Annotated in this window: 27 protein-coding genes; 23 read left to right on the top strand and 4 right to left on the bottom strand. The window is 35.6% G+C overall.

Translation table 11 applies throughout. The features are described 5' to 3' along the window. The first annotated feature begins 6 nt into the window (after window positions 1–6). The gene (locus DFQ08_RS01735) at window positions 7–777 is read left to right on the top strand and encodes a glycosyltransferase family 2 protein (RefSeq protein ID WP_114308070.1); all 771 of its coding nucleotides are present in this window, start codon (window positions 7–9) and stop codon (window positions 775–777) included. Here the strand turns inward: DFQ08_RS01735 and DFQ08_RS01730 are convergent. Then, window positions 767–2,074, bottom strand: coding sequence for a phenylacetate--CoA ligase family protein (locus DFQ08_RS01730; RefSeq protein WP_114308648.1), 1,308 nt, complete (start codon window positions 2,072–2,074; stop codon window positions 767–769). The two genes, DFQ08_RS01735 and DFQ08_RS01730, sit on opposite strands and share 11 nt — an antisense overlap. 83 nt (window positions 2,075–2,157) lie before the next feature. On the opposite strand from DFQ08_RS01730, the gene purD reads away from it, so the two are divergent. Next, window positions 2,158–3,429, top strand: coding sequence for a phosphoribosylamine--glycine ligase (gene purD, locus DFQ08_RS01725; protein WP_114308069.1), 1,272 nt, complete (start codon window positions 2,158–2,160; stop codon window positions 3,427–3,429). Window positions 3,430–3,554: 125 nt separating this feature from the next. Here the strand turns inward: purD and DFQ08_RS01720 are convergent, their stop codons facing one another. After that, a complete protein-coding gene (locus DFQ08_RS01720) occupies window positions 3,555–3,782 on the bottom strand; it encodes a DUF6341 family protein (protein ID WP_114308068.1) in 228 nt (75 codons plus the stop codon). Between the two features lie 189 nt (window positions 3,783–3,971). Here DFQ08_RS01720 and DFQ08_RS01715 point away from each other — a divergent pair, with 189 nt between their 5' ends. Next, a complete protein-coding gene (locus DFQ08_RS01715) occupies window positions 3,972–4,889 on the top strand; it encodes a DUF6427 family protein (RefSeq protein WP_147269428.1) in 918 nt (305 codons plus the stop codon). Here DFQ08_RS01715 and upp read toward each other — a convergent pair. Then, window positions 4,878–5,537 (bottom strand): uracil phosphoribosyltransferase, encoded by a 660-nt coding sequence (upp, locus tag DFQ08_RS01710; protein WP_114308066.1) that lies wholly within the window; start codon window positions 5,535–5,537, stop codon window positions 4,878–4,880. The genes DFQ08_RS01715 and upp overlap by 12 nt on opposite strands. 72 nt (window positions 5,538–5,609) lie before the next feature. On the opposite strand from upp, the gene DFQ08_RS01705 reads away from it, so the two are divergent. Then, entirely contained in the window at window positions 5,610–6,218 is a 609-nt protein-coding gene (locus DFQ08_RS01705) for a DUF4254 domain-containing protein (RefSeq protein ID WP_114308065.1), read from the top strand. Window positions 6,219–6,352: 134 nt separating this feature from the next. Further along, window positions 6,353–7,369: a glycosyltransferase family 9 protein gene (locus tag DFQ08_RS01700; RefSeq protein WP_245935348.1), complete on the top strand. Its 1,017-nt coding sequence runs from the start codon at window positions 6,353–6,355 to the stop codon at window positions 7,367–7,369. Between the two features lie 1,243 nt (window positions 7,370–8,612). On the opposite strand, the gene DFQ08_RS01695 is transcribed toward DFQ08_RS01700, so the two are convergent. Further along, the gene (locus DFQ08_RS01695) at window positions 8,613–9,671 is read right to left on the bottom strand and encodes a ferredoxin--NADP reductase (RefSeq protein WP_114308064.1); all 1,059 of its coding nucleotides are present in this window, start codon (window positions 9,669–9,671) and stop codon (window positions 8,613–8,615) included. Window positions 9,672–9,799: 128 nt separating this feature from the next. Between DFQ08_RS01695 and DFQ08_RS01690 the strand changes: the two genes are divergently transcribed. The 18 genes from DFQ08_RS01690 to dut all read left to right on the top strand — a co-directional run bounded on the left by DFQ08_RS01690 (window position 9,800) and on the right by dut (window position 25,588). After that, complete coding sequence (locus DFQ08_RS01690; RefSeq protein ID WP_092445958.1) at window positions 9,800–10,132, top strand: PadR family transcriptional regulator; 333 nt, start codon at window positions 9,800–9,802, stop codon at window positions 10,130–10,132. Between the two features lie 20 nt (window positions 10,133–10,152). Continuing rightward, window positions 10,153–10,800 (top strand): hypothetical protein, encoded by a 648-nt coding sequence (locus DFQ08_RS01685; RefSeq protein WP_114308063.1) that lies wholly within the window; start codon window positions 10,153–10,155, stop codon window positions 10,798–10,800. A gap of 3 nt (window positions 10,801–10,803) precedes the next feature. After that, window positions 10,804–11,439 carry a hypothetical protein gene (locus tag DFQ08_RS01680; RefSeq protein WP_114308062.1) on the top strand — a complete coding sequence of 212 codons (636 nt, stop codon included), beginning with the start codon at window positions 10,804–10,806 and terminating at the stop codon, window positions 11,437–11,439. Further along, window positions 11,436–12,125 carry a hypothetical protein gene (locus tag DFQ08_RS01675; RefSeq protein WP_114308061.1) on the top strand — a complete coding sequence of 230 codons (690 nt, stop codon included), beginning with the start codon at window positions 11,436–11,438 and terminating at the stop codon, window positions 12,123–12,125. The genes DFQ08_RS01680 and DFQ08_RS01675 overlap by 4 nt, the downstream gene beginning before the upstream one ends. A 51-nt stretch (window positions 12,126–12,176) precedes the next feature. Further along, window positions 12,177–13,649 (top strand): DUF5687 family protein, encoded by a 1,473-nt coding sequence (locus DFQ08_RS01670; protein ID WP_114308060.1) that lies wholly within the window; start codon window positions 12,177–12,179, stop codon window positions 13,647–13,649. A 5-nt stretch (window positions 13,650–13,654) separates the two neighbouring features. Continuing rightward, window positions 13,655–14,371: an ABC transporter ATP-binding protein gene (locus DFQ08_RS01665; RefSeq protein WP_114308059.1), complete on the top strand. Its 717-nt coding sequence runs from the start codon at window positions 13,655–13,657 to the stop codon at window positions 14,369–14,371. A gap of 198 nt (window positions 14,372–14,569) precedes the next feature. Beyond that, complete coding sequence (porW, locus tag DFQ08_RS01660; protein WP_245935347.1) at window positions 14,570–17,179, top strand: type IX secretion system periplasmic lipoprotein PorW/SprE; 2,610 nt, start codon at window positions 14,570–14,572, stop codon at window positions 17,177–17,179. A 16-nt stretch (window positions 17,180–17,195) separates the two neighbouring features. Continuing rightward, entirely contained in the window at window positions 17,196–17,627 is a 432-nt protein-coding gene (locus tag DFQ08_RS01655; RefSeq protein ID WP_114308057.1) for a bactofilin family protein, read from the top strand. Then, window positions 17,611–17,829 carry an AtpZ/AtpI family protein gene (locus tag DFQ08_RS01650; RefSeq protein WP_245935346.1) on the top strand — a complete coding sequence of 73 codons (219 nt, stop codon included), beginning with the start codon at window positions 17,611–17,613 and terminating at the stop codon, window positions 17,827–17,829. The genes DFQ08_RS01655 and DFQ08_RS01650 overlap by 17 nt, the downstream gene beginning before the upstream one ends. Next, window positions 17,822–18,214, top strand: a complete 393-nt coding sequence (locus tag DFQ08_RS01645) for a DUF6168 family protein (protein ID WP_114308055.1) — start codon at window positions 17,822–17,824, stop codon at window positions 18,212–18,214. The genes DFQ08_RS01650 and DFQ08_RS01645 overlap by 8 nt, the downstream gene beginning before the upstream one ends. A 90-nt stretch (window positions 18,215–18,304) precedes the next feature. Continuing rightward, on the top strand, window positions 18,305–19,483 hold the full coding sequence (gene atpB, locus DFQ08_RS01640) for a F0F1 ATP synthase subunit A (RefSeq protein WP_114308054.1): 1,179 nt from the start codon (window positions 18,305–18,307) through the stop codon (window positions 19,481–19,483). A gap of 38 nt (window positions 19,484–19,521) precedes the next feature. Further along, the gene (gene atpE / locus DFQ08_RS01635) at window positions 19,522–19,710 is read left to right on the top strand and encodes an ATP synthase F0 subunit C (RefSeq protein WP_114308053.1); all 189 of its coding nucleotides are present in this window, start codon (window positions 19,522–19,524) and stop codon (window positions 19,708–19,710) included. 92 nt (window positions 19,711–19,802) lie between these two features. Next, entirely contained in the window at window positions 19,803–20,303 is a 501-nt protein-coding gene (locus DFQ08_RS01630) for a F0F1 ATP synthase subunit B (protein ID WP_114308052.1), read from the top strand. A gap of 5 nt (window positions 20,304–20,308) precedes the next feature. After that, on the top strand, window positions 20,309–20,845 hold the full coding sequence (atpH, locus tag DFQ08_RS01625; protein WP_114308051.1) for an ATP synthase F1 subunit delta: 537 nt from the start codon (window positions 20,309–20,311) through the stop codon (window positions 20,843–20,845). A 58-nt stretch (window positions 20,846–20,903) separates the two neighbouring features. Next, on the top strand, window positions 20,904–22,484 hold the full coding sequence (gene atpA / locus DFQ08_RS01620; protein WP_114308050.1) for a F0F1 ATP synthase subunit alpha: 1,581 nt from the start codon (window positions 20,904–20,906) through the stop codon (window positions 22,482–22,484). Between the two features lie 140 nt (window positions 22,485–22,624). Beyond that, the gene (gene atpG / locus DFQ08_RS01615; RefSeq protein ID WP_114308049.1) at window positions 22,625–23,485 is read left to right on the top strand and encodes an ATP synthase F1 subunit gamma; all 861 of its coding nucleotides are present in this window, start codon (window positions 22,625–22,627) and stop codon (window positions 23,483–23,485) included. Between the two features lie 187 nt (window positions 23,486–23,672). Beyond that, the gene (locus tag DFQ08_RS01610) at window positions 23,673–25,133 is read left to right on the top strand and encodes an oligosaccharide flippase family protein (protein WP_114308048.1); all 1,461 of its coding nucleotides are present in this window, start codon (window positions 23,673–23,675) and stop codon (window positions 25,131–25,133) included. 20 nt (window positions 25,134–25,153) lie between these two features. Next, window positions 25,154–25,588 (top strand): dUTP diphosphatase, encoded by a 435-nt coding sequence (dut, locus tag DFQ08_RS01605; protein ID WP_114308047.1) that lies wholly within the window; start codon window positions 25,154–25,156, stop codon window positions 25,586–25,588. The last annotated feature ends 12 nt before the right edge of the window (window positions 25,589–25,600 follow it).

Here is a 25,600-nt window from a genome sequence, read left to right as displayed (position 1 = left end):
CCATTTATGCAACCATTAGTTTCCATCATAACGCCTGTATACAATAACGCTCATGTTATTGCAGAAACCATTGAAAGTGTCTTAGCACAGTCTTATACAAATTGGGAGTTAATCTTAGTGGATGATGCCTCTTCAGACAGGATTAACGCTGTTTTAAAGCCGTTCCTTACCGATAAGAGGATTCGGTTATTTACACACAAACATAACGCAGGAGCCGCGTCAGCAAGAAATCTCGGTACCAAAAACGCCCAAGGTGCTTATATCGCTTTTTTAGATGCTGATGACTTATGGAAACCCCATAAATTACAAGTGCAAGTTGAAGATTTATGGCACAATAAAACCGATGTTAGCTTCGGAAGCTACGCGTGGATTGACGCTAAAAGTCAATCCTTACATAAAAAAGTGTTCGCTTTAAAGCATTTGTCTTATGGTAAGTTATTGAAAGCTAATTATATTGGAAATTTAACGGGAATGTATAATACCGAAAAACTAGGCAAAATCTATACGAAAGATTTAAAAAAACGTCAAGATTGGTTGCTTTGGTTAGAGGCCTTACGCCGAAGTGATAAACCAGCTCTTGGACATCAAGAAACCTTAGCGTATTATCGTATTTCCGAGGGATCCCTATCTTCAAATAAGCTAAACTTGGTAAAGCATAACTTCAATGTGTATCGTAAAGGATTGGGCTTTCCTTTTCTGAAATCTACGCTTTACTTAATATTATTTTTATACGAGCATTTATTGGTTAAAAAGCGTTTAATCAAAGCTACAGCTTAGAAATAAACTGTTTTAATTTCCCTGCTTTCGTGCGTTTCAGCTGAGGGACACGCTCAAAACTAACTTTAATACCACTTTCTAAATAACGTTTTATTTCAGAAGTGATTTTATCCTTTTTATCCGGTTTTAGGGCTTCCACACTTACATATCTAATTATAAAATGATCTATGAGAGTTTGTTCTACAATGAATTCAGACACATTACCATCATCTTCAATAACACTTTTGGTAATGTAATAAAAAGTCAATCCTGCGGCTTTTTTACCACTAGGCAGTACCACAATACTGTTGGTTCTTCCGGTGAGTTTCTTTAGGATAGGCTTTCTTAAGGTACTTTCTTCAGATAAAATACCTATATCACCTAAATCGTATCTAATAAAAGGATGGGCTTTATTGTATAAAGAGGTAATGACCACTCGGCCTTCTTCTCCGTAAGGTAAAACCTTATTGTTAACATCTAAAATTTCTACCAATAACGTTTCGCTATTAACCTGCCATTCGTTTTGTGGGTTCTGAAAAGCAATCAAATCTAATTCGGAAGCTCCGTACTCATTAATTACCGGCAGTCCAAATTGGGTTTCTAATAATTCCTTATCGGCATCAAATAACATTTCAGACGTTACAATACAAGCTTGTAAACTAGGGCAAACCCTTTTCAAAATGATGTTTTTGCGCTTTAAAAATTTCGCAAACTGAACAATAGCGCTAGTATAACCGTTTATAAAATTAAAATGTGTCACTTGAAATTTGCTCAAAGCCTTTTCAAAAGCCGTATCGCTTAAATCGAAAACGGAAAATCGATAGCGGTTACTAAAATAATCCTTTAGACGTTCCTTATAATAGCCTTTTTTATCTAAAGGAATGCCATAAAAACGCGCCTGTTTAGAGTGATTAAAATCAATGCCATACCAACCAAAACGATTCATTATTTCGGCCCAAGTAAGAGCGTGGCACCATTTATCTTTTGCAAAAATAAAGGGATCTCCAGAACTTCCTGAGGTTTTGTTTTTGTATACAGTGTCAGGGGTGTAGTCCGTACTTAATCGTTGTTCTAGTGGATGCTGTAGATGGCGTTTTGTTAAAATAGGTACCGTATCCCAATCTTCAACATCAATGGCTTTTCCTAAAGTTTTATAAAATGGATTATGCGCTAAATGGTATAAAATAATGGCCTTTTTCTGGTCTTCAACATACAATTGAAAGTCCTTATCACTTTTGGCCTGAATTGTAGATAATACAGACTTCGCCTTTTGGATATTAAAGCCATTGAGTTGTAATGATAAATCGAATAATCGCAATGTTGTTTTTGGCTTTAAGGTTTCCGTAAAATAATTGCTTTTTAAACTTAAAACCAATTATTTTTGCTGAAACAATTTTTAGGATGAATATTTTAGTATTAGGTTCTGGAGGAAGAGAACACACATTTGCATGGAAAATTGCGCAAAGTAACCGTTGTAAAGGGCTTTTTGTAGCGCCAGGAAACTCGGGAACAGAGGCTATTGCCACCAATCTTAATATTGGTGTTACTGATTTTGAAGCCATTAAAGTGGCTGTTTTAGAACACAAAATCAATATCGTTGTGGTAGGTCCTGAAGATCCTTTAGTACAAGGTATTCACGATTTTTTTCTACAAGATGAAGCCCTTAAAGGCGTGGCGGTTATTGGACCACAACAAGCGGCTGCAGAATTAGAAGGAAGTAAAGAGTTTGCTAAAGAATTTATGATGCGTCATAATATTCCTACTGCGGCTTATGAAAGCTTTACAAAAGCGAACGTAGAAGCGGGATATAAATTTTTAGAAACCCTAAAACCACCTTACGTTTTAAAAGCAGATGGTTTAGCAGCAGGTAAAGGGGTACTTATCCTTAATGATTTAGACGACGCTAAAGCTGAATTAAAAAGTATGCTTGTTGATGCTAAGTTCGGCGAGGCAAGTACTAAAGTTGTTATTGAAGAGTTTTTAGATGGTATTGAATTAAGTTGTTTTGTTTTAACCGATGGTAAAGATTACAAAGTATTACCAACGGCTAAAGATTATAAACGTATTGGAGAAGGAGATACCGGACTTAATACAGGAGGAATGGGAGCTATATCGCCAGTACCTTTTGCAACGGAGGCCTTTTTAGATAAAATTGAAAATCAAATCGTAAAACCTACAGTAGAAGGTTTAAAGAAAGATAACTTACCGTATGTCGGATTTATATTTATCGGTTTAATTAAGGTAGGAGACGACCCTAAGGTTATTGAATATAACGTTAGAATGGGGGATCCTGAAACCGAAGTTGTATTACCGCGTTTAAAAACGGATATCGTTGAGGTTTTTGAGGCTATGGCTAACCAAACGCTAAAAGACGTTACAATTACTATTGATGAGCGCGCAGCTACAACTGTAATGCTAGTTTCTGGTGGATATCCGGAAGCCTACGAAAAAGGTAAAGAAATTACCGGAGTAGAGACGCTTACAGATTCTATTGCTTTCCATGCGGGGGCTATCTCTAAAGAAGGAAAAACAGTGACTTCTGGTGGTCGTGTAATGGCTATTACATCTTATGGGGATACCTACAATGAGGCCATAAAAAAATCTTACCAAAGTATAGAAAATCTACATTTTGATAAGATGTATTATCGTAAAGATATTGGGTTCGATTTATAAAAATCAACCCAATTGTTATTATATAAAGAACTTTGGTTGCCGTATACTAAAACACTAATAGATCTTCTATTACTGCTTTAATTAAGTACGGAAATCAAAGTTCTTTTACTGTAATAAGGAAACTATTAAAGGTATGAGTGCGAAGAAATACTTTTATTTTCTTCGTTATTATCATTGAATTTCTTCAATTGTAACATCCAATAAACAAAAGCAACAACACCAATAGCCATAAAAAGCCAGTTTAAAATGTTTGCAGAAAACCAGTTTTCTAACTCAAGTGCTCTTAAGCCATCAAGCGGTGCAAGTAGCACATTAACAAATAAATCTTGTATTGCGTAAAAGAAATCTTTCATAACTTTATAAATTTACACCAATTCTAAGTTGGTTATATATTTGAGATTTGAAGAGCAAAAATACAAAAAGAAATCAGACTGTTATTATTGGCTCTATACATTTTTTATGGCATCGTTTTATTCAGAATAAGTAAGGTTTAAGTCTATGCGCGCAACACCAACCCCTAGTATACCTATAAGAATTACGCTATGATTACAAGTGTTTTTAGTAAATCTAAACCTATAAACTTTATTATAGTTGCCGTTTACGTAAGTATACTTTTTGTACTTACTAATTACAGCGCAATGCTATCTAATATGCAAAGTGGTCTTGCGGTGCTGTTTAAGTGGTTCTTAACCTTGTTTTTAGTTTTTTTGCTCGATTTTATTGTTTCCAAAAACAATCTTACACAACGTAATAGTTATGCTATTATGACGTTTGGTCTGCTTGTTGGACTACTGCCAGAGGCTTTAAAACATACCGATTTACTGCTCTCTAATTTGTTTGTAATCTTTGCGCTAAGACGCCTTATAAGCCTGCATTCTAAATTACATATTAAGAAAAAATTGTTTGATGCGGCCTTTTGGATTGGCATCGCGGCCTTATTTTACTTTTGGGCCATCTTGTTTTTTGCTTTGATTCTTGTGGCTTTAATTTATTACGCGCAGAACGATATTAAAAATGTTATCATTCCTTTTACGGGGATGGCTACAGCACTAATTTTACTGATGGCTTATAATATTGTTTTCTACGATGTTTACTTTAATCCGTCCGATTTTGAGCGTTATGCAAGCTTAGACTTTACCGCTTACAACAGTAGGGAGAGCATTCTAAAACTCACCATTTTATTTAGTTTGTTGGTATGGGCGCTTTTTTATTATTTCAGAATGATTCCTGATAAAAATAAAAAACTAAAACCGTCTTATTTTTTAATCGCTTGGGCTTCTGTAATCGCGGTATTAATAGCGCTTATCGCCCCGATTAAAAACGGAAGTGAGTTTCTCTTTTTGTTGGCCCCTTTTGCTATTGTAATGGCCAACTATATGGAAATGATTTCGGAACGTTGGTTTAAAGAAGTTTTTGTAGGCCTTTTAATTGTGGTTCCCATAATTGGTTTAATGCTGTAATTTATTCCCAAACGCTAAATCTCCAGCATCTCCTAAGCCCGGAATAATATAGCCCTTATCGTTTAGTTTCTCATCAATTGCAGCAATCCAAAGGTGTACCTCTTGGTCAAAGGCTTTAGAGACAAAATCGACACCTGGTTGTGCGCCAATAACACTGACGAGATGGATAGCTTTAGGTGTTCCAAAAGGTTTAAGAGCTTCAAAGGTAGCCACCATAGATTGCCCGGTTGCCAACATTGGGTCGGCTAGGATTAAGGTTTTGCCTTCCAAACTAGGGCAGGCTAAATATTCAACAATAATTTCAAAACTCTCAGGGTCATGTTTATGCTGTCTGTAAGCTGAAATAAAAGCATTCTCTGCGGCATCAAAGTAATTTAGTAAACCATCATGAAGCGGAACACCAGCCCTTAAGATAGAGCAAAGTACAATGTCTTTACGATGTAACACCGTTTCAGATTTCCCTAATGGTGTCTGTATTGTTTCAGCATCATATTGAAGTGATTTACTCAATTCATACCCCATAATTTCACCAATACGTTCAATATTTCTACGAAATCGCATACTGTCTTTTTGTATGGTTTCGTCACGTAATTCTGACATAAAAGTATTTAAAATCGAAGGGGTTTCAGAAAGGTTATGAATATGCATGTTTTGAGAATTAGTTCAGTCGTTAAAGTTAATAATTCCAACTATATTTGTAAACAATAAATTAATTTCATTATGTTTTCACAAAAAGCAAACGCCATTTTTCAGGACGTTATAAAAACCTATAAAGTATTAAATACCGTAGATCAGCCTTTTACTAATAAGTACGATAAAAACGAAGATTTAATAGCACATTTATTATATAGAAAGTCTTGGATAGACACTGTTCAGTGGGCTTACGAGGATATTATTAGAGATCCTAACATCGATCCTGTGGCGGCTTTAAAGCTGAAACGAATGATTGATGCCTCTAACCAAGATAGAACGGATACGGTGGAGTTTATTGATAGCTATTTTTTAGATAAATATAAAGATGTTAGCGTTAAACCTGATGCTAAGATTAATTCTGAAAGTCCGGCGTGGGCCATAGACAGACTGTCTATTTTAGCGTTGAAAATTTACCATATGCATATTGAAACGGTAAGAGAAGATGCTTCTGAGGCTCATAAAGCAGCTTGTCAGAAAAAACTTGACGTTTTATTAGAGCAACGTGTAGATTTAAGCACTGCTATAGACGATTTACTTACTGATATTGCTAATGGCGATAAGTACATGAAAGTTTATAAGCAAATGAAAATGTACAACGACGATGAACTTAATCCGGTGTTAAGAGGACAGAAATAAGTGTTTTTAGGGTTGACAAACCTATAAGAGCAATTCTTAAATCTTAAATATCGAATTCGATATAAATTTATAACCGTTGTCGTGGTGTTTCTACGATAACGGTTTTTTTAATGCCTTTTGTAATAAGTAATTTTATGGCAAACCCTAATCATATACTAGTGCTTAGATTCTCGGCTATGGGAGACGTGGCAATGACTATCCCCGTACTAAGAGCACTGACTTCACAATACCCTGATTTGAAAATTACAGTGGTAACAAGAGCCTTTTTTAAACCTTTTTTTAAGGATTTAAATAACGTTACCGTCTATGCTGCCGACTTTAAAGGAAAACATAAGGGGGTGATTGGGCTTTATAAATTGGCCAAGGAACTGAAAGCTTTACATTTTGATGCCGTGGCTGATTTGCATAATGTACTTAGGAGTAAGATCTTAAAAATCTTTTTCTTCGGAAAAAAAGTCGTGCAGTTAGATAAAGGGAGGGCAGAGAAAAAAGCCTTGGTTTCAGGAGCCGATTTTAAGCCCTTAAAAACAACACACCAACGTTATGCCGAGGTGTTTATGACTTTAGGTTATCCCGTTGATTTAACAGCACCAACCTTTTCTAAACCGGAAGCATTGGCACCTTATTTAGGGCAATATATTTCTAATAAAAATCGTAAAACTGTTGGAATTGCACCTTTTGCGGCTCATAGTAGTAAAATGTATCCTCTTGAGAAAATGAAATCCGTTATAGCTGAGGTTTCTGAGTATTATAACGTCGTTTTATTTGGAGGTGGCGCCAAAGAGGTTAAAATTTTAAATCAAATAGAGCAGGATAATAGGCATGTGAAATCTGTGGCAGGACAACTAAATTTAGAGGAAGAACTAAGCCTTATTTCGCATTTAGACGTTATGCTAGCTATGGATTCTGGTAACGCTCATATGGCAGCGATGTTAGGGGTAAAAGTTATTACTATTTGGGGCGTAACGCATCCTTTTGCAGGCTTTGCACCTTTTAATCAGGCTGAAGATATGGCCTTACTAGCTGACAGAACACGGTTTCCTTTAATTCCAACTTCAATTTACGGAAATAAATATCCTGAAGGGTACGAGAACGCTGCGGGTAGTGTGCTCGAGGCGACTGTTGTTTCCAAAATTAAAGAAGTGGTTTAGGTTGTAAACTTCTCGATACAATTTTCTCGTGCCTCAAAAACCACTCGAAGTGACGGTATTGGGTTTAATTAGCGCACGTCAGTTCGAGTGAAATTCATTTTTTAGAATTTTGTATCGAGAACCATTCATGTGGTTAACTTTAAGAGTCAACGTTACTCTTTTTTAATTCAGTTTAAAATACTTCTTGATACGATTTTATCGTGCCTCAAAAATCACTCGAAGTGACGGTATTGGGTTTAACTACTGTACGTCAGTTCGAGTGAAATTCGTTTTTCAGAATTTTGTATCGAGAACCATTCATGTGGTTAACTTTAAGAGTCAACGTTACTCTTTTTTAATTCAGTTTAAAATACTTCTCGATACGATTTTCTCGTGCCTGAAAAACCACTCGAAGTGACGGTATTGGGTTTAACTACTGTATGTCAGTTCGAGTGAAATTCGTTTTTCAGAATTTTGTATCGAGAACCTTTCAGTTGGTTCACCTTAATAGTCAACGTTATTCTTTTCTAATTCAGTTTAAAATACTTCTCGATACGATTTTCTCGTGCCTCAAAAACCACTCGAAGTGACGGTATTGGGTTTAACTACTGTACGTCAGTTCGAGTGAAATTCTTTTTTCAGAATTTTGTATCGAGAACCATTCATGTGGTTAACTTTAAGAGTCAACGTTACTCTTTTTTAATTCAGTTTAAAATACTTCTCGATACGATTTTCTCGTGCCTGAAAAACCACTCGAAGTGACGGTATTGGGTTTAACTACTGTATGTCAGTTCGAGTGAAATTCGTTTTTCAGAATTTTGTATCGAGAACCTTTCAGTTGGTTCACCTTAATAGTCAACGTTATTCTTTTCTAATTCAGTTTAAAATACTTCTCGATACGATTTTCTCGTGCCTCAAAAACCACTCGAAGTGACGGTATTGGGTTTAACTACTGTACGTCAGTTCGAGTGAAATTCATTTTTTAGAATTTTGTATCGAGAACCATTCATGTGGTTAACTTTAAGACTCAACGTTACTCTTTTTTAATTCAGTTTAAAATACTTCTTGATACGATTTTATCGTGCCTCAAAAATCACTCGAAGTGACGGTATTGGGTTTAACTACTGTACGTCAGTTCGAGTGAAATTCGTTTTTCAGAATTTTGTATCGAGAACTTCTACAATAAAAAAAACCTGTCAGAAATTAAATTCTAACAGGTCTTAAGTCTTATAAAAGTTGCGAAATCTAAATGCTAATCACTTATTTAAACATCATCATAATCTACAACAATCTGCGCTGAGGTTGGGTGGGCTTGGCACGTTAATATTAGGCCTTCTTCAACTTCGCCATCCGTTAAGATATTATTTTGTCGCATTTTAGCTTCACCTTCCGTTACACGTGCAATACAACTGCTGCAAATTCCGCCTTGGCAAGAATAAGGCGCGTCAATATCTTGTTTTAAGGCTGCTTCTAAGATCGACTGGTCTTTCGGCATGCTAAATTCAAATTCTTCTTCATCAACTAAAACGGTAATTTTAGTATCTCCTGAAGGTAAATCTGTGGCTGCTGTAGTTTCAGCTTCAACGGGTGCCGTAAACAATTCAAAAGCAATGGCCTTTTCCTTAACGCCGTTTTCTACTAAGACCTCTTTTACGGTGTGAATCATCTGTTCAGGTCCGCAGAGGTAAAACTTTTCAATAGTTACCCCTTTGTATTTATTCTTTACAATAAGGTTAACCGTACTTTTTTCAATTCGACCTAATAAAGCGCCTTCTTCACGTGCTTGGCTATAGATAAAATGAACATGAAAACGATTACCATACTGGGCTTGTAATTCCACTAGGTCTTTAAAAAACATGGTATTTTTAGACGACTTATTTCCGTAAACCAAGATGAAATTACTAAAAGGTTCCTCTTCTAAAAGAGTTTTAGCGATGCTTAGAATAGGGGTAATACCACTTCCTGCAGCAAAAGCCGCAATGGTTCTGGTTTTAGCCGGATTCGCTTCAAAAGTAAAACGACCATTAGGTGCAGCAACGTCTAAAACATCACCTGCTTTTAGGCTGTTATTAGCATATACCGAAAATGTTCCGCCGTCTACAGCTTTTACAGCTACGGTTAAATTTCCACTTTTTGGTGAAGCGCAAATAGAGTAATCTCTACGAATGTCTTCTCCGTTTATTGTGGTTTTAAGAGTAATATATTGTCCGGCTGTAAAGCTAAACGTCTCCTTTAAATTTTCAGGAACATCAAATGTTATGGCAACGGATTGGTCTGTAACCTTATCAATGGACTGTATAGTGAGTGAATGAAATTGTGACATCAAAAATTATTTTGAGCAAAGATAAACATTCTAGACATAGACCCGCAAGTTATAAAACAGCTTGTATGGGTAAAAGACATGCCTAAGTTTCTTATACATAAGAAAATTATGTATATATTTGTAAGACCATGAGCAATTCAAAATTATATAAAGGGAGTTTAACGACCATTATCTTAAAGCTTTTAAATGAGCACGATAAGATGTATGGCTATGAAATTACCCAAAAAGTAAAGGAATTAACTAAAGGCGAGTTAAAGATAACAGAAGGCGCCTTATACCCAGCTTTGCATAAGTTAGAAGCTGAAGGTTTATTGGATGTTGAAGTGGCCAAGGTGGATAATCGGCTGCGTAAATATTACAAACTCACCGAAACCGGGACAAAAGAAACTGTGAATAAATTAGAAGAACTTGCCGAGTATATTAAAACAATGCAAGCTTTAGTAAACCCTAAATTGGCATAAAGGTCTACCAACTTTCACATATGAAACTTAGCAAAGCCGACATACAATTCATAGATACATATTTAGAAAACTCTGATGTGGTTTATGCAGATATTAGAATGGAAATGGTAGACCATGTGGCTTCGGATATAGAAAACCGAATGGAAGCTGGTGATACAAGAAGTTTTTATGAGGTATTTAAAACTTATATGGTTGAAAATAAAGCACAACTTTTAAAGGATAACAAACAATTTTTAAAATCTGCCGATAAGAAAATTTGGAAGACTTTTTTAAAGGAGCTTAAAAATCCAATAACTCCTTTATTGTACGTGATATCTTGTGTGGGGTTTTATATGTTGCACCAAAATTTTAGTTTAGAAACTTCTAGGTTGTGCTTGTCAATTGTTCCGTTGGTTGGTTTTACGGGCTTTATATTCACTTATGTGGTTTATCAAAGTGTAAAAGACAATAAAAGATTCTCCGTGGTTGAGCGTTTAGCCTTTCCTTTTTTAGCGTTATACCAATTACCTAATATTTTTTTAAACAATACAAAAGAGTTAAGTGAAACTAGTGATTTGTTTTGGACTATTGGTGGTGCGAGTTTAGCGCTAACTTTGGTGTTGATATTGGTAATTATTAGTATAAAATTATTTAAGAATTATGAGCGTCAGTATAAAACTTTAGCTTAATCCATGAAACTAACCAAAGAAGATATAAAATTTATAGATGATTTTCTTATAAATAAAAAGATAAAACATCTCGATATTAGAGTTGAGTTGATAGATCATTTAGCAACAGAGTTTGAAGAACGCTCTGCTTATGTGCTTATTGAAGATTTTTTGTTAAGTAAAGTTAACTTCATATTAGAGTTCAATAAGAAACAGAAGAAGACGATTCATTGGAGTTATCAAAAGTTGCTTTGGGTTCAGTTCGCAAAGTTTTTTTATCAATTAAAATTTATAGCAATACTTACCGCATTAGTAATTATTGGATATGTGATATTTAATCTTTTTAGTTTAAAGACTTTTAGTTTCATTTGGTTATCGACACTGGCAATTTTGCTGCTTTATCCAATCTATTATCAAATTCGGTATTCTAAAGCATTAAAAAAAGTACAATCTATGCAATCATTGTTTACGATAACTTCACTACCTTCTGTGTTTTTATATGTGTTTGGTGTTTTAAAAGATTATTTATTCGAAACTCCGATAATATTAGTCTTATACTTTAGTGTTTCACTTTTATTAAGTCTTTCAGCGGTAACTGTAATTGAAAACAATAGAAGAAAAATTATAGATAAATATATACAACTTGTAAGAGATATATGAAACTAACCGAATCCCAAATACAAGACCTCTACGTGTTTACAAGACAACATTATGTGGAGCATTACGACTTACAAACGGAACTCGTTGATCACTTGGCCAATGATATAGAAGCCCAATGGCAGGTAAGGCCAGAGCTTTCTTTTGAAGACGCTAAAAACAGAGCCTTTAAAAAATTCGGCATTTTTGGTTTTATGGATGCCATTGAGCAAAAAGGTAAAGCCATGAATAAACGCTACAGAGGTTATTTGTGGGCAGAGCTTAAAACATGGTTACAGCTGCCTCAGGTTTTAGCCACCATTGCGTTGTATTTAGTGTTCTACGTCTCGTTTTCTCTAGGAGATATTGCGACTATAGCTTTAATTTTCTTCGGAATTATTTCAATCTGGTGTGCCTTTAAAAGTATACAACTCAATAGACAGTTTAGACGACGAAAAGAAGTGTCTAATAAAAAATGGATGTTAGAAGAAATGATTTTTAGACAAGCAGGAAGTACAATGTTTGTCTTTATGTCACAGTTGTACAACGTTTATAAAATCCCAGAACACTTTGGCGACAATGCGTATTTTTTATTCCTCTTTTCTTTAGGTTTTACGGCTCTAACGCTAATTAACTATATCAGTTTAGAAGTTATACCAAGTAAAGCTGAAAAACTACTTAATGAGACTTATCCAGAATTTAGTCTGTAACATTTTGTTGTTTTTTCATACTTATTGCATAAACCAACCCTTCATTGCCTTATGATAAAACATTTTATAAGCTTAGAGTGGAAAGCATTTACGCGCTCAGCCTCTTTTAAAGTCAATCTTATATTAAAAATTTTAATGGCGTTCGGTGCTTTAGCAATCTTACTCTATATGTTGCTTATTGGGGTAGGGGCTTATTACATCATTGATGAGTACCTTAAAAAGGAGCCTTTAGTATTTGTAAATCAAATCCTCATATTTTATTTTCTAGCCGACTTATCACTGCGTTATTTTCTTCAGAAAATGCCAATTTTAAACATTAAGTCCTTTTTGTATTTACCGCTGAAGAAAGACAAAATTGTAGGCTTCGGAATTAATAAAACCATCATTTCGTTTTTTAATATTGTCCACGCTTTCTTTTTTATACCTTTTTCAATTGTAATGCTCTTAAATGGGCATGATGCCCTTAACGTTTCAGGATGGGTCGTGGCTATGTTGGCATTGGTGTATTGCAATAACTTCATTAATATTTTTGTAAATAATAAAGATGTGGTGTTTTATGCCTTAGTCGCTGTGATTGTAGGCTTTGCTGCACTGACGTACTACAATATCTTTGATATCACCGCGTTTACAGGCCCAATTTTTCAGGCTTTTTATGATAGACCTTACCTTGCAATTCTGGCTGTAGGATTAATGGTACTGCTTTATAAAATGGCCTTTAACTACTTCCGAAAAAACTTTTACTTAGATGCTGGTTTAGCTCAAAAAGTAGCTGTAGGAGAAACCGATAATATGGCCTATTTAGACCGCTTTGGTAGTGTGTCTACGTTTCTAAAGAATGATATAAAACTTATAAAAAGAAACAAGCGTTCTAAAACCACGGTTTTAATGAGTGTGCTGTTTATCTTTTATGGCTTATTGTTTTTTAGTGGTGCTGTAAAAGCTTATGATGGTCCATTTTGGCGCGTATTTGCAGGTATTTTTGTGTCTGGTGGTTTTCTATTTAGTTTCGGACAGTTTGTGCCTAGTTGGGACAGTGCGTATTATCCACTAATGATGAGCCAAAACATCAGGTACAAACAGTATTTAGAATCTAAATGGTATTTAATGGTTATTGCTACGATTATTACCACCATAATAGCATCATTTTATCTCTATTTGGGCTGGCAGGCTTATGCTGCTGTTGTGGTTGGGGCTATTTATAATATTGGTGTGAATTCTCATATTGTTCTGTGGGGTGGTGCTTATATTAAAACGCCTATAGATTTATCATCCAATAAAAAAGCCTTCGGAGACAAAAAAGCATTTAATGTAAAAACACTCCTTTTAACCATCCCTAAAATAATATTACCCGTAGCCATTTATGCCATTGGTCATTTTGCTAGTGGTGAGGTCTTAGGCTTTATCTTAGTGGCGGTATCAGGTCTTATTGGACTGTTATTTAAGAATAAAGTATTTGGCATTGTAGAGCGAATTTACAAAGCAGAAAAATATAAAACACTAGCCGCTTACCAACAAAAAAATTAGAAACTATGATATCCACGTATAAGCTTTCAAAAACCTATAAAGAGAACACTGTTTTAAATATTGATGCCTTAGAGATTCCAAAAGGTCAAAGTTTTGGTTTAGTAGGAAATAACGGTGCGGGTAAAACAACCTATTTTAGTTTGTTACTCGATTTAATTCAGCCTTCAACGGGTTCCATAAAAAGCAATAATATCCAAGTCAATGAAAGTGAAGATTGGAAGCCTTTTACGGCAGCCTTTATTGACGAGACCTTTTTAATCGGTTATTTAACACCAGAGGAATACTTTTATTTTATTGGTGAATTAAGAGGCCAAAATAAATCTGATGTGGATGCATTATTAGCACAGTTTTCAGACTTTTTTCATGGCGAAATTCTCAATCAGAAAAAATACTTAAGAGATCTCAGTAAAGGAAATCAGAAAAAAGTAGGAATCGTTGCAGCGCTTATCGGGAACCCTGAAGTGATTATTTTAGATGAGCCTTTTGCCAACTTAGATCCAACAACGCAAATACGACTAAAGCAAATTATAAAAGATCTTGCGCAAAAACAAGGGGTTACTGTTTTAGTCTCTAGTCACGACTTAACCCACGTTACTGAGGTCTGCGAACGTATTGTGGTTTTAGAGAAAGGACAAATTGTAAAAGATTTAGAGACCAATCCAGAAACCTTGAAGGAGCTAGAAGCACACTTCGCCAATGCCACAGTGCTTACAGAAGTTTAAGCTTTAAAATTTTATAGTTAGACAACGAAAAAGGCGTGCTATGAGGAGATCATAGTGCGCCTTTTTTACCTACAACACGCCGCATTTGCTCGAAAAGGCACTAAATAATATTAGAAATTCAAAAAGATGCTTATTTTTACGAACTAACACACTAAATACCGTACATTTTAGTTATCTATTAATCAAATAGAATTCCCGTTGAAAACCGTTTACAAAGTCATATTGTCCTTATTTGGTGTCCTTGTGTTAATGCAAAGTTGTTCGCGTAAAAAGGATAAATTTATTAACCGAAATTTCCATGCTCTTAGTACGGAATACAATATTCTCTATAACGGAAATATTGCCTTACAGCGCGGAATTGAGAGTGTCAATAACGAGTTTACCGAAGATTTCTGGAACCTTTTGCCCGTTGAGCGTATGGAGGTTAAAGAAGATATCTTTTTACCGGGGCAAACCAAAAATGCCGATTTTGAACGTGCGGAAGAAAAGGCCATTAAAGCCGTTCAGAAGCATGGGATGAATATAGACGGGAAAGAGAAAAATCCTCAGATAGATGAGGCGTATTTACTCCTTGGTCAGGCCCGTTATTTCGATCAGCGCTTTGTACCAGCCATGGCTGCCTTCAATAATATTCTAAATAAATACCCAACCTCAGATAAAATTAATCAGGTTAAAATTTGGCGCGAAAAAACGAGTATGCGCCTCGATAATAACCGTGGTGCAATAGATAAACTAAAACGCCTTTTAGAGGAAGAAGAACTCGAAGATCAAGATTTAGCAGATGCTACAGCGGCTTTAGCCCAAGCTTATATTAATATAAAAGCTAAAGATAGTGCCATTACCCAACTTGGCATAGCGGCAGCACATACCAAAATTAAAAGAGAAAAAGCACGCTACCATTACATTAAAGCGCAGTTGTATAACGAGTTTGGTAAAAAGGATAGCGCTAATTTAGAGTTCGATGCCATTATAAAGATGCACCGTCAAATTCCGAGGTCTTTCTATATTAATGCTCATATTGAGAAATCTAATAATTATGATTTTTCAAATATCGACCGCGTTGAATTCGAAGAATACCTTGTAGACTTAGAGGAGAATAGAGAAAACCGTCCGTATTTAGATAAAATCTTCTACCGTATTGCTGAGTATTACCGCGAGAAAGGATCCGATAGTATTTCAGAAGTCTATTATAATAAGTCGCTCAGAAAAATTCGTTCAGACAAATACTTAAAAGCACTCGATTATGAGACGCTCGGAAATATGTATTTTGATAACAATAGCTACAAAACGGCTGGCGCGTATTATGACAGTACCATGACGGCTATGGAATTTAATTCTAAGCCTTATAGAGTAATTAAAAGAAAGCGCGAAAATCTTGATGATGTTATTTATTATGAAGGAATTGCACAGACCAACGATAGTATTTTACATATTTTAAGTCTTCCTAAAGATGAGCAATTAGCGCTCTACACAGCACATGCGGAAGCGCAGCGTTTAAAAGCGTTAGAAGAATTAAAAAAACAAGAAGAAGCCTTAGAGCGTAGAGAAAATGCAGCGGCACCAAAGGCTGCTTCTAATAATAGGTTAGCAACCCAAGCCAAGCTTGTGGGGGCAAGGCAACCTATGAGTCTTAATAGCCCACAACAGAATAGTTCGTTTTACTTTTATAATTCTACAACAGTAGCCTACGGAAAAAATGAATTTTTAAAACTTTGGGGCGAACGCAAACTTCAAGACAATTGGAGACGTAACACACAGCGTTCTGATTATAAAAATGAATCTGTAGCCTCTAATGAAGAAGAGGAGAAAACAGTTGAAGATGTTCGTTTTATGCCAGAGACTTACCTCAATAGCCTTCCTAAGGAACAGAAAGACATCGATAGTATTATTAAGGCGCGTAACTATGCCTATTATCAATTAGGAGTTATTTACAAGGAAAAATTTAAAGAGTTAGAATTGGCAGAAGATAAGCTTGAAAGTCTTTTAGCAAAAGAGCCTGAAGACCGACTTATTTTACCTTCAAAATACAATTTGTATCAAGTTTATTTAGCTCTTGGGCGTCACCAAAAAGCGGCAGCCATGAAAACGGCTATCATTGAAGGTTACCCAGAATCGCGCTATGCAGAAATACTTTTAAACCCGAATTCTGAACTGTCTAAAGATGAAAACAGTCCAGAGGTTATTTACGCCAATCTTTACAAACAATTTGAAGAAGAAGCCTATGTTGAGGTTATTGAAGGCACGGAAGCTCAGATTAAACGCTTTGAAGGCGAGGCTATAGTGCCTAAGTTTGAAATTTTAAAAGCTTCTGCTGAAGGCCGATTATACGGTTTTGAAGCCTATAAAAAAGCGATTAACGCCATAGCATTAAATTATTCTAATACTGAAGAAGGACAAAAGGCTAAAGAAATTATTGCAAAAGCCTTACCAGTCTTGGCGAAAAAGAAGTTTGTTGCAGATGATGCCGCAGATAAGTTTAACGTTATTTATCAGTTTGAAAATAATGTCGGAGAGGATGTTGAAGCCTTTATAAAGCGCTTAGAAGAAGAGGTCGCTAAAATTACCTACTTTAACCTTACGGTGTCAAAAGATGTATATGATGCAGATACAACCTTTGTGGTGGTCCATGGGTTAAAAAGTTATCAAGGGGCTAGTGGCTTTGCAGAGTTACTTCAGTCTGAAGAAAAAGATCAAAGAGGACGCGTGGTTAAACCAAAGATTACAAGACCTTATATTGCTATTTCTTCTCCAAATTACGCCATCGTTCAGCGTCATAAAAACTTAAATGCGTATTTAAAAATACAGTAATATAAATCTAATCACTATGTTTTCTTCAGAAAGAAAAAAACCAAAACTACAAGCTATTATGGAATCAAGTACACAACAGAATATCATCGCTCACGGCACAAAAATTGTTGGAGATATTACTAGTCAAGGTCCGTTTAGAATTGATGGTATTGTAGAGGGTAATGTAAAAACATCTGGAAAAGTAGTGGTTGGAAAATCAGGTTTAATTCAAGGAACCTTACAAGGAGAAAATGCCGATTTCGAAGGGAAGTTTTCTGGAAAACTTGTCCTTACAGGGACCTTATCCTTAAAATCAAGTGCTAATATTGAAGGCGAAGTACATATTGCTAAACTTGCTGTAGAGCCCGGAGCGACCTTTAATGCCACTTGTTCTATGAAGGGCGATGTAAAATCTGTAGAGGACAACTCTGTAAAAGCTCTAAAATCTTCAGGTGCCAAAGCCAAGTAAAACCCCTAGCAAGTTTCTTAGGTTTGTAGGTGTGGGCTTCCAAATGGGAGGTGTTATTTATTTAGGGCATTATTTAGGGACATGGCTAGATGCCAACTACGGTAAAACCTATTGGGAAACCAGTCTGACACTTTTATCCGTTTTTGTTTCTATTTATTTGGTAATTTCGCAAGTTATAAATCTATCTAAAGAAGATGACTAAATCGCTTTTCATTTACATTGCGTCTTTTACCGCTATGTTTTTTGTTCTTCATTTTGCGCAACAAGGATTATTTCAAATGTTTAATGCTGAGGTTCGTTTTAATACTTGGGACGTAAATATGTTTTTGGCTATTGTGTCCTTATTAATCTGTGTACATCTTAAGTTGTTCGCTAATATAAAAATGTTACATACCCAAATAGGCTTCATTTATTTACCAACTCTTTTTATTAAAGGCGGTCTGTTTTACGTCGCTTTTAAGACTTCAATTTTTAACATAGAAATTTTAACATCTCCCGAACGGTATAGTCTTTTGGTGCCAGTACTCTTATTTTTAGGACTTGAAGTCTTTTTTGTTGTAAAGATCTTAGAGGAAATCGATGCGTAAATATTAAGAATAAAAAGATGTTGTATTTTTAATTTATTACGTACTTTTGCACCGAATTTGAAAAGAGTAATTTTTTTGATTTTTTTAACAATGAAGATATTTCAACGAAGTTTTAAATTTTTAGCACTTGTAGTCTTAGTGTTCTTGTCAACAACTATTTACGCTAATACATCTACTGAAGATGGTGGACAAGTAGATACAAGAGAAGAAGTGGATGCTTATATAGCACATCACCTTCAAGACTCTCACGACTTCTCATTCTTTTCTTATACGAATGATGAAGGTGAGCGTAAACACGCCGGTTTTCCACTTCCTGTGATCTTGTGGTCTTCTGAAGGATTAGTGACTTTTATGTCTTCGGAATTTCATCATAATGATGATGGTCATGTCATTGTTGAGAAAAACGGGTTGAAGTTTGCTAAAATTCATTCTAAGATTTATGAATTAGAAGCCGGAGCAACAGCGGTTAATTTTGATGCTGAGCACCATGCTACAAATGCTTCTAGAGTTTTAGATTTCTCTATTACAAAGAGTGTTGTTGGTATTTTAGTAATTGGGTTATTAATGTTCTTCTGGTTCTCTAGATTGGCTAAGCAGTACAAGAATAAAAAGATTCCTACTGGTTTTGGTCGTGTATTAGAGCCGCTTGTTATCTATGTAAGAGACGAAATTGCAAAGCCAAACATTGGAGACAAACACTATAGAAAATTTACAGGTTATTTATTAACGGTGTTCTTTTTTATCTGGTTACTAAACATGGTAGGTTTAACACCATTAGGATTTAACGTTACAGGACAGATTGCTGTAACAGCATGTTTAGCTATTTTTACACTGATTATTTATGCCTTTAGTGGTAATAAAGATTTCTGGGTACACATTTTATGGATGCCAGGAGTACCGTATTTAATCCGTCCTATTTTAGCGGTGATTGAATTGGTAGGTACTTTTGTAATTAAGCCTTTCTCGTTATTAGTACGTTTGTTTGCAAACATTACAGCTGGTCACACGGTTATTATGGCTTTAATTGCAATTATGTTTGTAATGAAAGATTCATTAGGTGTTGCAGGTGCGACCGGATTATCTTTTGTGCTTTCAGTCTTAATTATGTTTATTGAGGTTTTAGTGGCCTTTTTACAAGCTTATATTTTTACGATGCTTTCAGCTTTATTTATTGGTATGGCGGTAGCAGAACACGATCATGATCATGAGCACGATGCTCACGGTCACAAAATCCCTGATGCGCAAGACGTAAGAGGTGATTTTATTTAAGAAGAGTTTTTTTAATTTAACTATATAATTTATTTACTATGTACAATTTAATTGGAGCAGGAATAATCGTAATTGGAGCAGGTTTTGGACTTGGTCAAATTGGTGGAAAAGCAATGGAAGGTATTGCACGTCAGCCTGAAGCTGCTGGAAAAATCCAAACAGCAATGATTATCGTAGCAGCACTTTTAGAAGGTTTAGCATTCGGTGCTTTAATCTTAGGAAAGTAAGCTTAAAAAACAAGATAGAGCCTCTGCAACGGTTGGTTGCAGAGCCTATTTTATTCAAAAAAAATTAAAAAAACATTTAATTATTTAATACAATGGAGACATTATTAAACGATTTTTCACCAGGATTATTTGCCGTACAAACTGTATTGCTTTTATTATTAATTTTCTTAATGGTGAAGTTTGCTTGGAAACCAATCCTTAGTTCTTTAAACGAAAGAGAAGAAGGAATTCAAGGGGCCTTAGACGCAGCTGAAAAAGCAAGACGTGAAATGGCGAATTTACAAGCAGATAATGAAAGATTATTACAAGAAGCACGCTTAGAAAGAGAAACAATGATCAAAGAAGCGCGCCAACTTAAAGAAAAAATGATTGCAGAAGCAGAAGCTGATGCTCAGGTGCAAGCTAATACCATAATTACTCAAGCTCAAGCAGCAATTGAAGGAGAAAAGAAAGCAGCGATGGCAGAATTAAAAAGTCATGTTGCTGGTTTATCTTTAGAAATCGCAGAAAAAGTAGTGCGTAATGAATTATCTAACAAAGACAAACAATTAGAATTGGTGGAGTCAATGTTAGGGGAAGCAACTTTAAACTAAGATAGATGTCAGGATCAAGAGCGGCCATACGATATGCTAAAGCGGTTTTGAGCTTAGCAATAGATCAAAAGTCTACAGATGCAGTGCAGAGTGATATGAGAACCATTACAGACACCATTGCAGAAAGCACAGATTTAAGTCAGATGCTTCAAAGTCCTGTAGTAAAAGCTTCAGATAAAAAAGCGGTATTAACACATGTATTTACGAATACTAATGCGGTTACTGTAAACTTAATTGATACTTTAATTGCCAATAAAAGACTAGCCATTTTAAATGACGTAGCCGTAAGCTATACGCATTTATATGATGAGATGAAAGGCATGCAGGTTGCAACAGTAACGACTGCGGTAGCTTTAAGTGACGATTTAAAATCTAAAGTCTTAGCCAAAGTAAAAGAGCTTACAGGAAAAGAGGCAGAAGTGACTAACGTTATCGACGAAAGCATTATAGGTGGTTTTGTGTTACGTGTTGGAGATATTCAATATAATGCGAGTATCGCTAACAAACTAAATAATTTAAAAAGAGAATTTACATTAAATTAAGAAGCGTTAGAATTAGGGACGAAAATCTCATTTTCTAACGACTAATATCTAAATAAAGATGGCAGAAGTAAAACCAGCTGAAATATCAGCAATCTTAAAACAACAACTTTCAGGCTTTGAAGCGGGAGCTTCTTTAGATGAAGTCGGAACAGTATTAACTGTAGGTGATGGTATTGTACGTGCTTACGGATTAGCTAATGCACAATATGGTGAATTAGTAGAATTCGAAGGTGGTGCAGAAGGTATCGTACTTAACCTTGAAGAAGATAATGTAGGTATTGTACTTTTAGGAACTTCAGTAGGAGTTAAAGAAGGGTCTACAGTAAAACGTACAGAACGTATCGCCTCTGTTAAAGTAGGAGAAGGTATTGTTGGTCGTGTTGTAGATACTTTAGGAAACCCAATTGATGGGAAAGGACCTATAGTTGGTGAAACTTATGAAATGCCTTTAGAGCGTAAAGCGCCTGGTGTTGTCTACAGAGAGCCCGTAACAGAACCTTTACAAACCGGAATAAAGTCTATTGACGCTATGATTCCTGTAGGTAGAGGACAACGTGAGTTGGTGATTGGTGACCGTCAAACTGGTAAAACAGCAGTTTGTATCGATGCTATCTTAAATCAAAAAGAATTTTACGATGCAGGTGAGCCTGTATATTGTATATATGTAGCTGTAGGTCAGAAGGCTTCAACAGTAGCACTTATTGCTAAAACATTAGAAGAGAAAGGCGCTTTAGCTTATACCACTATCGTGGCTGCGAATGCATCTGATCCTGCAGCAATGCAAGTTTATGCACCGTTTACAGGAGCTTCTATTGGAGAATATTTTAGAGATACGGGTAGACCAGCTTTAATTGTATTTGATGATTTATCAAAACAAGCCGTTGCTTACCGTGAGGTATCTTTATTATTAAGACGTCCACCGGGACGTGAAGCATATCCTGGTGATGTATTCTACTTACACTCAAGATTATTAGAGCGTTCTGCAAAAATTATCAATAATGATGCGATTGCTAAAGAAATGAATGACCTTCCAGAAGTGTTAAAACCTATGGTTAAAGGTGGAGGTTCTTTAACAGCTTTACCTATTATTGAAACACAAGCTGGTGACGTTTCTGCCTATATTCCAACCAACGTAATCTCTATTACAGATGGTCAGATTTTCTTAGATGGTGATTTATTTAACTCTGGGGTTCGTCCAGCGATTAACGTGGGTATTTCTGTATCTCGTGTTGGTGGTAACGCTCAGATTAAATCGATGAAGAAAGTTTCTGGTACTTTAAAATTAGATCAAGCACAATACCGTGAATTAGAAGCATTCGCTAAGTTTGGTTCAGATTTAGATGCTGTTACTTTAAACGTAATTAATAAAGGTAAGCGTAACGTTGAAATCTTAAAGCAAGCACAAAACGATCCGTTTAAAGTAGAAGACCAAGTTGCTATTATCTACGCTGGTTCTAAGAACTTGTTAAAGGATGTTCCTGTAGAGAAAGTGAAAGAATTTGAGCGCGATTATTTAGAGTTCTTAAATGCGAAGCATAAAGATGCCTTAAACACGCTTAAAGCTGGTAAATTAACAGACGAGGTTATAGATACATTAACAACTGTAGCTAAAGACCTTTCTAGCAAATACAAGGCTTAATAAGGCCTAGATTTTGAGTTATAGTTTTGGAAATACAGGGCTATAACTCAAAATTTTATAATATAAATAGATTTAAAACGGAATGTCACTCCGAGCAATAGCGAAGAGTCTTTTGTATAACATTCGAATACAAATATAGAATGGCTAATCTTAAAGAAATACGTAACAGAATATCATCGGTATCTTCAACGATGCAGATTACAAGTGCCATGAAAATGGTATCTGCTGCGAAGTTAAAGAAAGCGCAAGATGCTATTACTGCAATGCGTCCTTACTCTAATAAGTTGTCAGAATTACTGCAGAGTCTAAGTGCGACTTTAGATGAGAGTTCTGGAAGCAAATTTGCTGAACAACGCGAAGTAGAAAATGTGCTTGTCGTAGCAATTACTTCTAATAGAGGTTTATGTGGGGCTTTTAATTCTAACATTATAAAGCAAACGCAACATTTAATCAATTCAGTATACGCCTCTAAAAATGTTTCTGTATTAGCAATTGGGAAAAAAGCCAATGATGCTTTTGCAAAACAAGACAGAGTCATTGCTAATAAAAGTGAAATTTTCGATGATCTAACTTTTGATAATGTTTCTGAAATTGCAGAAATGTTAATGGAAGAGTTTGTATCGGGTACTTACGATAAAATAGAGATCGTTTACAATCACTTTAAGAATGCCGCGACACAAATTATCATTACTGAGCAGTTCTTACCAATAGTACCTGTTGAAGCGGATGATAGTGTGAACCTAGATTACGTTTTTGAACCTTCTAAATTAGAAATTGTAGAAGAATTAATTCCGAAGTCTTTAAAAACACAATTGTATAAAGGAATTAGAGATTCTTTTGCTTCTGAACACGGAGCGCGTATGACAGCGATGCACAAAGCAACGGATAACGCTACCGAGTTAAGAGACCAATTGAAATTAACTTATAATAAAGCCAGACAAGCCGCTATTACTAACGAAATCCTTGAGATTGTTGGTGGGGCTGAAGCTTTAAACAACTAAATTTTTCTGTCGAGGCAGAATTCTTATAATTAAAGATCTAACAGTTAGTCGTTAGGTCTTTTTTTTGTTTTAAACCCTCCTAGGTTTTGGATTTAATTAGAGCACTACAATCTGCCAATCCTTGGTTTAAATCGACCTTCTTTTCATATTATTTCAATACTTTTGAACCTCAACCAATAGAATTACATTGAGCGGTTTCAAATCCCTTTTTAAACAGACTTTTATCTACGGACTCGCTACGGTATTGCCTAGAATGCTGAGCTTTATCCTAGTGCCGTTATATACCGATCCTGCTGTGCTATCTGTAGAAGAATATGGGCGGGTCTCCTTTATATTTGCCTATTTCGTACTGTTTAATGTGGTTTTAGCATACGGAATGGAAACCGCATTTTTTAGGTTTTTTAATAAAGAAGAACAGCAAGACAAGGTCACTAGTACCGCAAGCCTATCTCTTATTCTTAGTTCATTGCTACTATTGGCAGGGGCCTTTTTGTGCCGTCATCAAATTTCAGCACTGATAAATATAGATCTCCAATATCTTAATCTTGTCTTTGTCATTTTACTCTTAGATGCCTTAGTCATTATTCCATTTGCCTGGTTACGAGCCACAGCTCAACCCATGAAATATGCGGTTATTAAAATTCTGAATGTTGCTATAAACCTCGGACTCAACATCTTTTTGTTACTGTATTTAAAAGATTTGGCACATCCAGATTCTGGTTTGGCTGCCATCTATAAGCCCGATTTCGAAATCAATTATATTTTTATATCCAATCTTATTGCTAGTGGACTCACTTTGGCTATCCTGCTTCCATTTTACGCCAAATTAAAGTTCAACTTTGATATGGCCTTATGGAAAAAAATGATGCGCTACGCGCTACCAGTACTAGTTGCAGGGATTGCCTACTCAGTTAATGAAACCTTTGATCGTATTCTCTTAGAATACCTCTTGCCAGAAGATCTAGCCGATACACAAATAGGAATGTATTCCGCCTGTTATAAATTGGCGTTGTTTATGACGCTGTTTGCCACGGCCTTCCGTTTAGGAATAGAACCTTATTTTTTTAGCCATTCTAAAACTGCAAATCCACAAAAAAATTATGCGACTATTTTAGAGTATTTTGTGGCTCTCGGCGCGCTTATTTTTCTAGGTGTTGTAATTTTTGCCGATGTGCTTAAACCCTTTATCATAAGAAGTGAGGCCTATTATGAAGCCATGTGGATTGTCCCATTTATCCTTTTAGCTAATTTCTGCCTCGGTATTTATCACAACCTTTCTGTATGGTACAAAATTACAGATCGGACCGCTTACGGGGCTTATATTTCAATATTAGGAGCACTTGTAACGCTAGGCCTCAACTATATGCTTATTCCTAGTATGGGCTTTAAAGGATCAGCCATTGCAACCCTTTCTGCCTATGCCATGATGATGTTATTATCTTTTTACTTCGGAAGAAAACACTACCCAATTCCGTATAACTTAAAGAAAATAGGATTGTATCTAGGCGTTTCTATTTTGTTTTCATTTGTGTTTTTCTATAACTATCGCGGAAATTATGGCATCGGAATTACAATGTTAATCGTATTTTTGGGATTAGCATTTAGCCTCGAAAAGAAAACGCTAAAACAATTATTAAAGAGAAATTAATTCGTCATTCAGATTAAAACATGAATATAAAAATCATCAATAAATCTAATCATCCATTACCACACTATGAAACTATTGCTTCAGCAGGGATGGATCTTCGTGCCCACCTATCAGAATCTAGAGTATTAAAACCTTTAGAGCGTAGTATTGTAGGCACAGGGTTATATATAGAATTACCTATTGGTACCGAAGCCCAAGTAAGACCACGTAGTGGATTGGCCGCTAAAAAAGGGATTACGGTACTCAATGCACCAGGAACTATTGATGCAGATTACCGAGGAGAAATTGGTGTAATTTTAGTCAACCTTTCTAATGAAGACTTTGTTATAGAAAATGGTGAGCGTATTGCGCAATTAGTCATTGCGAAACACGAACGTGCGGAATGGGAAGTTGCCGATGAATTGTCAAACACCGCTAGAGGAGAAGGTGGATTTGGGAGTACCGGTGTAAAATAAACTAAGAATTAG

It is taken from the genome of Winogradskyella arenosi, assembly GCF_003337305.1.
GTDB classification, from domain to species: Bacteria; Bacteroidota; Bacteroidia; order Flavobacteriales; family Flavobacteriaceae; genus Winogradskyella; species Winogradskyella arenosi.
The sequence above is the reverse complement of the archived record's forward strand: the minus strand, read 5'-3'. Positions and strand labels throughout refer to the sequence as shown.

Excerpts from the sequence above, each read along its gene's own strand:
- DFQ08_RS01690 (WP_092445958.1), top strand. The coding sequence starts at position 9,800 with ATGAGCAATTCAAAATTATATAAAGGGAGTTTAACGACCATTATCTTA.
- DFQ08_RS01735 (WP_114308070.1), top strand. The coding sequence starts at position 7 with ATGCAACCATTAGTTTCCATCATAACGCCTGTATACAATAACGCTCAT.
- atpB (WP_114308054.1), top strand. The coding sequence starts at position 18,305 with ATGAAGATATTTCAACGAAGTTTTAAATTTTTAGCACTTGTAGTCTTA.
- dut (WP_114308047.1), top strand. The coding sequence starts at position 25,154 with ATGAATATAAAAATCATCAATAAATCTAATCATCCATTACCACACTAT.
- DFQ08_RS01630 (WP_114308052.1), top strand. The coding sequence starts at position 19,803 with ATGGAGACATTATTAAACGATTTTTCACCAGGATTATTTGCCGTACAA.
- DFQ08_RS01715 (WP_147269428.1), top strand. The coding sequence starts at position 3,972 with ATGATTACAAGTGTTTTTAGTAAATCTAAACCTATAAACTTTATTATA.
- DFQ08_RS01720 (WP_114308068.1), bottom strand. The coding sequence starts at position 3,782 with ATGAAAGATTTCTTTTACGCAATACAAGATTTATTTGTTAATGTGCTA.
- DFQ08_RS01685 (WP_114308063.1), top strand. The coding sequence starts at position 10,153 with ATGAAACTTAGCAAAGCCGACATACAATTCATAGATACATATTTAGAA.
- DFQ08_RS01665 (WP_114308059.1), top strand. The coding sequence starts at position 13,655 with ATGATATCCACGTATAAGCTTTCAAAAACCTATAAAGAGAACACTGTT.
- DFQ08_RS01695 (WP_114308064.1), bottom strand. The coding sequence starts at position 9,671 with ATGTCACAATTTCATTCACTCACTATACAGTCCATTGATAAGGTTACA.
- atpA (WP_114308050.1), top strand. The coding sequence starts at position 20,904 with ATGGCAGAAGTAAAACCAGCTGAAATATCAGCAATCTTAAAACAACAA.
- DFQ08_RS01680 (WP_114308062.1), top strand. The coding sequence starts at position 10,804 with ATGAAACTAACCAAAGAAGATATAAAATTTATAGATGATTTTCTTATA.
- atpG (WP_114308049.1), top strand. The coding sequence starts at position 22,625 with ATGGCTAATCTTAAAGAAATACGTAACAGAATATCATCGGTATCTTCA.
- purD (WP_114308069.1), top strand. The coding sequence starts at position 2,158 with ATGAATATTTTAGTATTAGGTTCTGGAGGAAGAGAACACACATTTGCA.
- upp (WP_114308066.1), bottom strand. The coding sequence starts at position 5,537 with ATGCATATTCATAACCTTTCTGAAACCCCTTCGATTTTAAATACTTTT.
- DFQ08_RS01670 (WP_114308060.1), top strand. The coding sequence starts at position 12,177 with ATGATAAAACATTTTATAAGCTTAGAGTGGAAAGCATTTACGCGCTCA.
- atpH (WP_114308051.1), top strand. The coding sequence starts at position 20,309 with ATGTCAGGATCAAGAGCGGCCATACGATATGCTAAAGCGGTTTTGAGC.
- DFQ08_RS01705 (WP_114308065.1), top strand. The coding sequence starts at position 5,610 with ATGTTTTCACAAAAAGCAAACGCCATTTTTCAGGACGTTATAAAAACC.
- DFQ08_RS01645 (WP_114308055.1), top strand. The coding sequence starts at position 17,822 with ATGACTAAATCGCTTTTCATTTACATTGCGTCTTTTACCGCTATGTTT.
- DFQ08_RS01655 (WP_114308057.1), top strand. The coding sequence starts at position 17,196 with ATGTTTTCTTCAGAAAGAAAAAAACCAAAACTACAAGCTATTATGGAA.
- atpE (WP_114308053.1), top strand. The coding sequence starts at position 19,522 with ATGTACAATTTAATTGGAGCAGGAATAATCGTAATTGGAGCAGGTTTT.
- DFQ08_RS01675 (WP_114308061.1), top strand. The coding sequence starts at position 11,436 with ATGAAACTAACCGAATCCCAAATACAAGACCTCTACGTGTTTACAAGA.
- DFQ08_RS01700 (WP_245935348.1), top strand. The coding sequence starts at position 6,353 with ATGGCAAACCCTAATCATATACTAGTGCTTAGATTCTCGGCTATGGGA.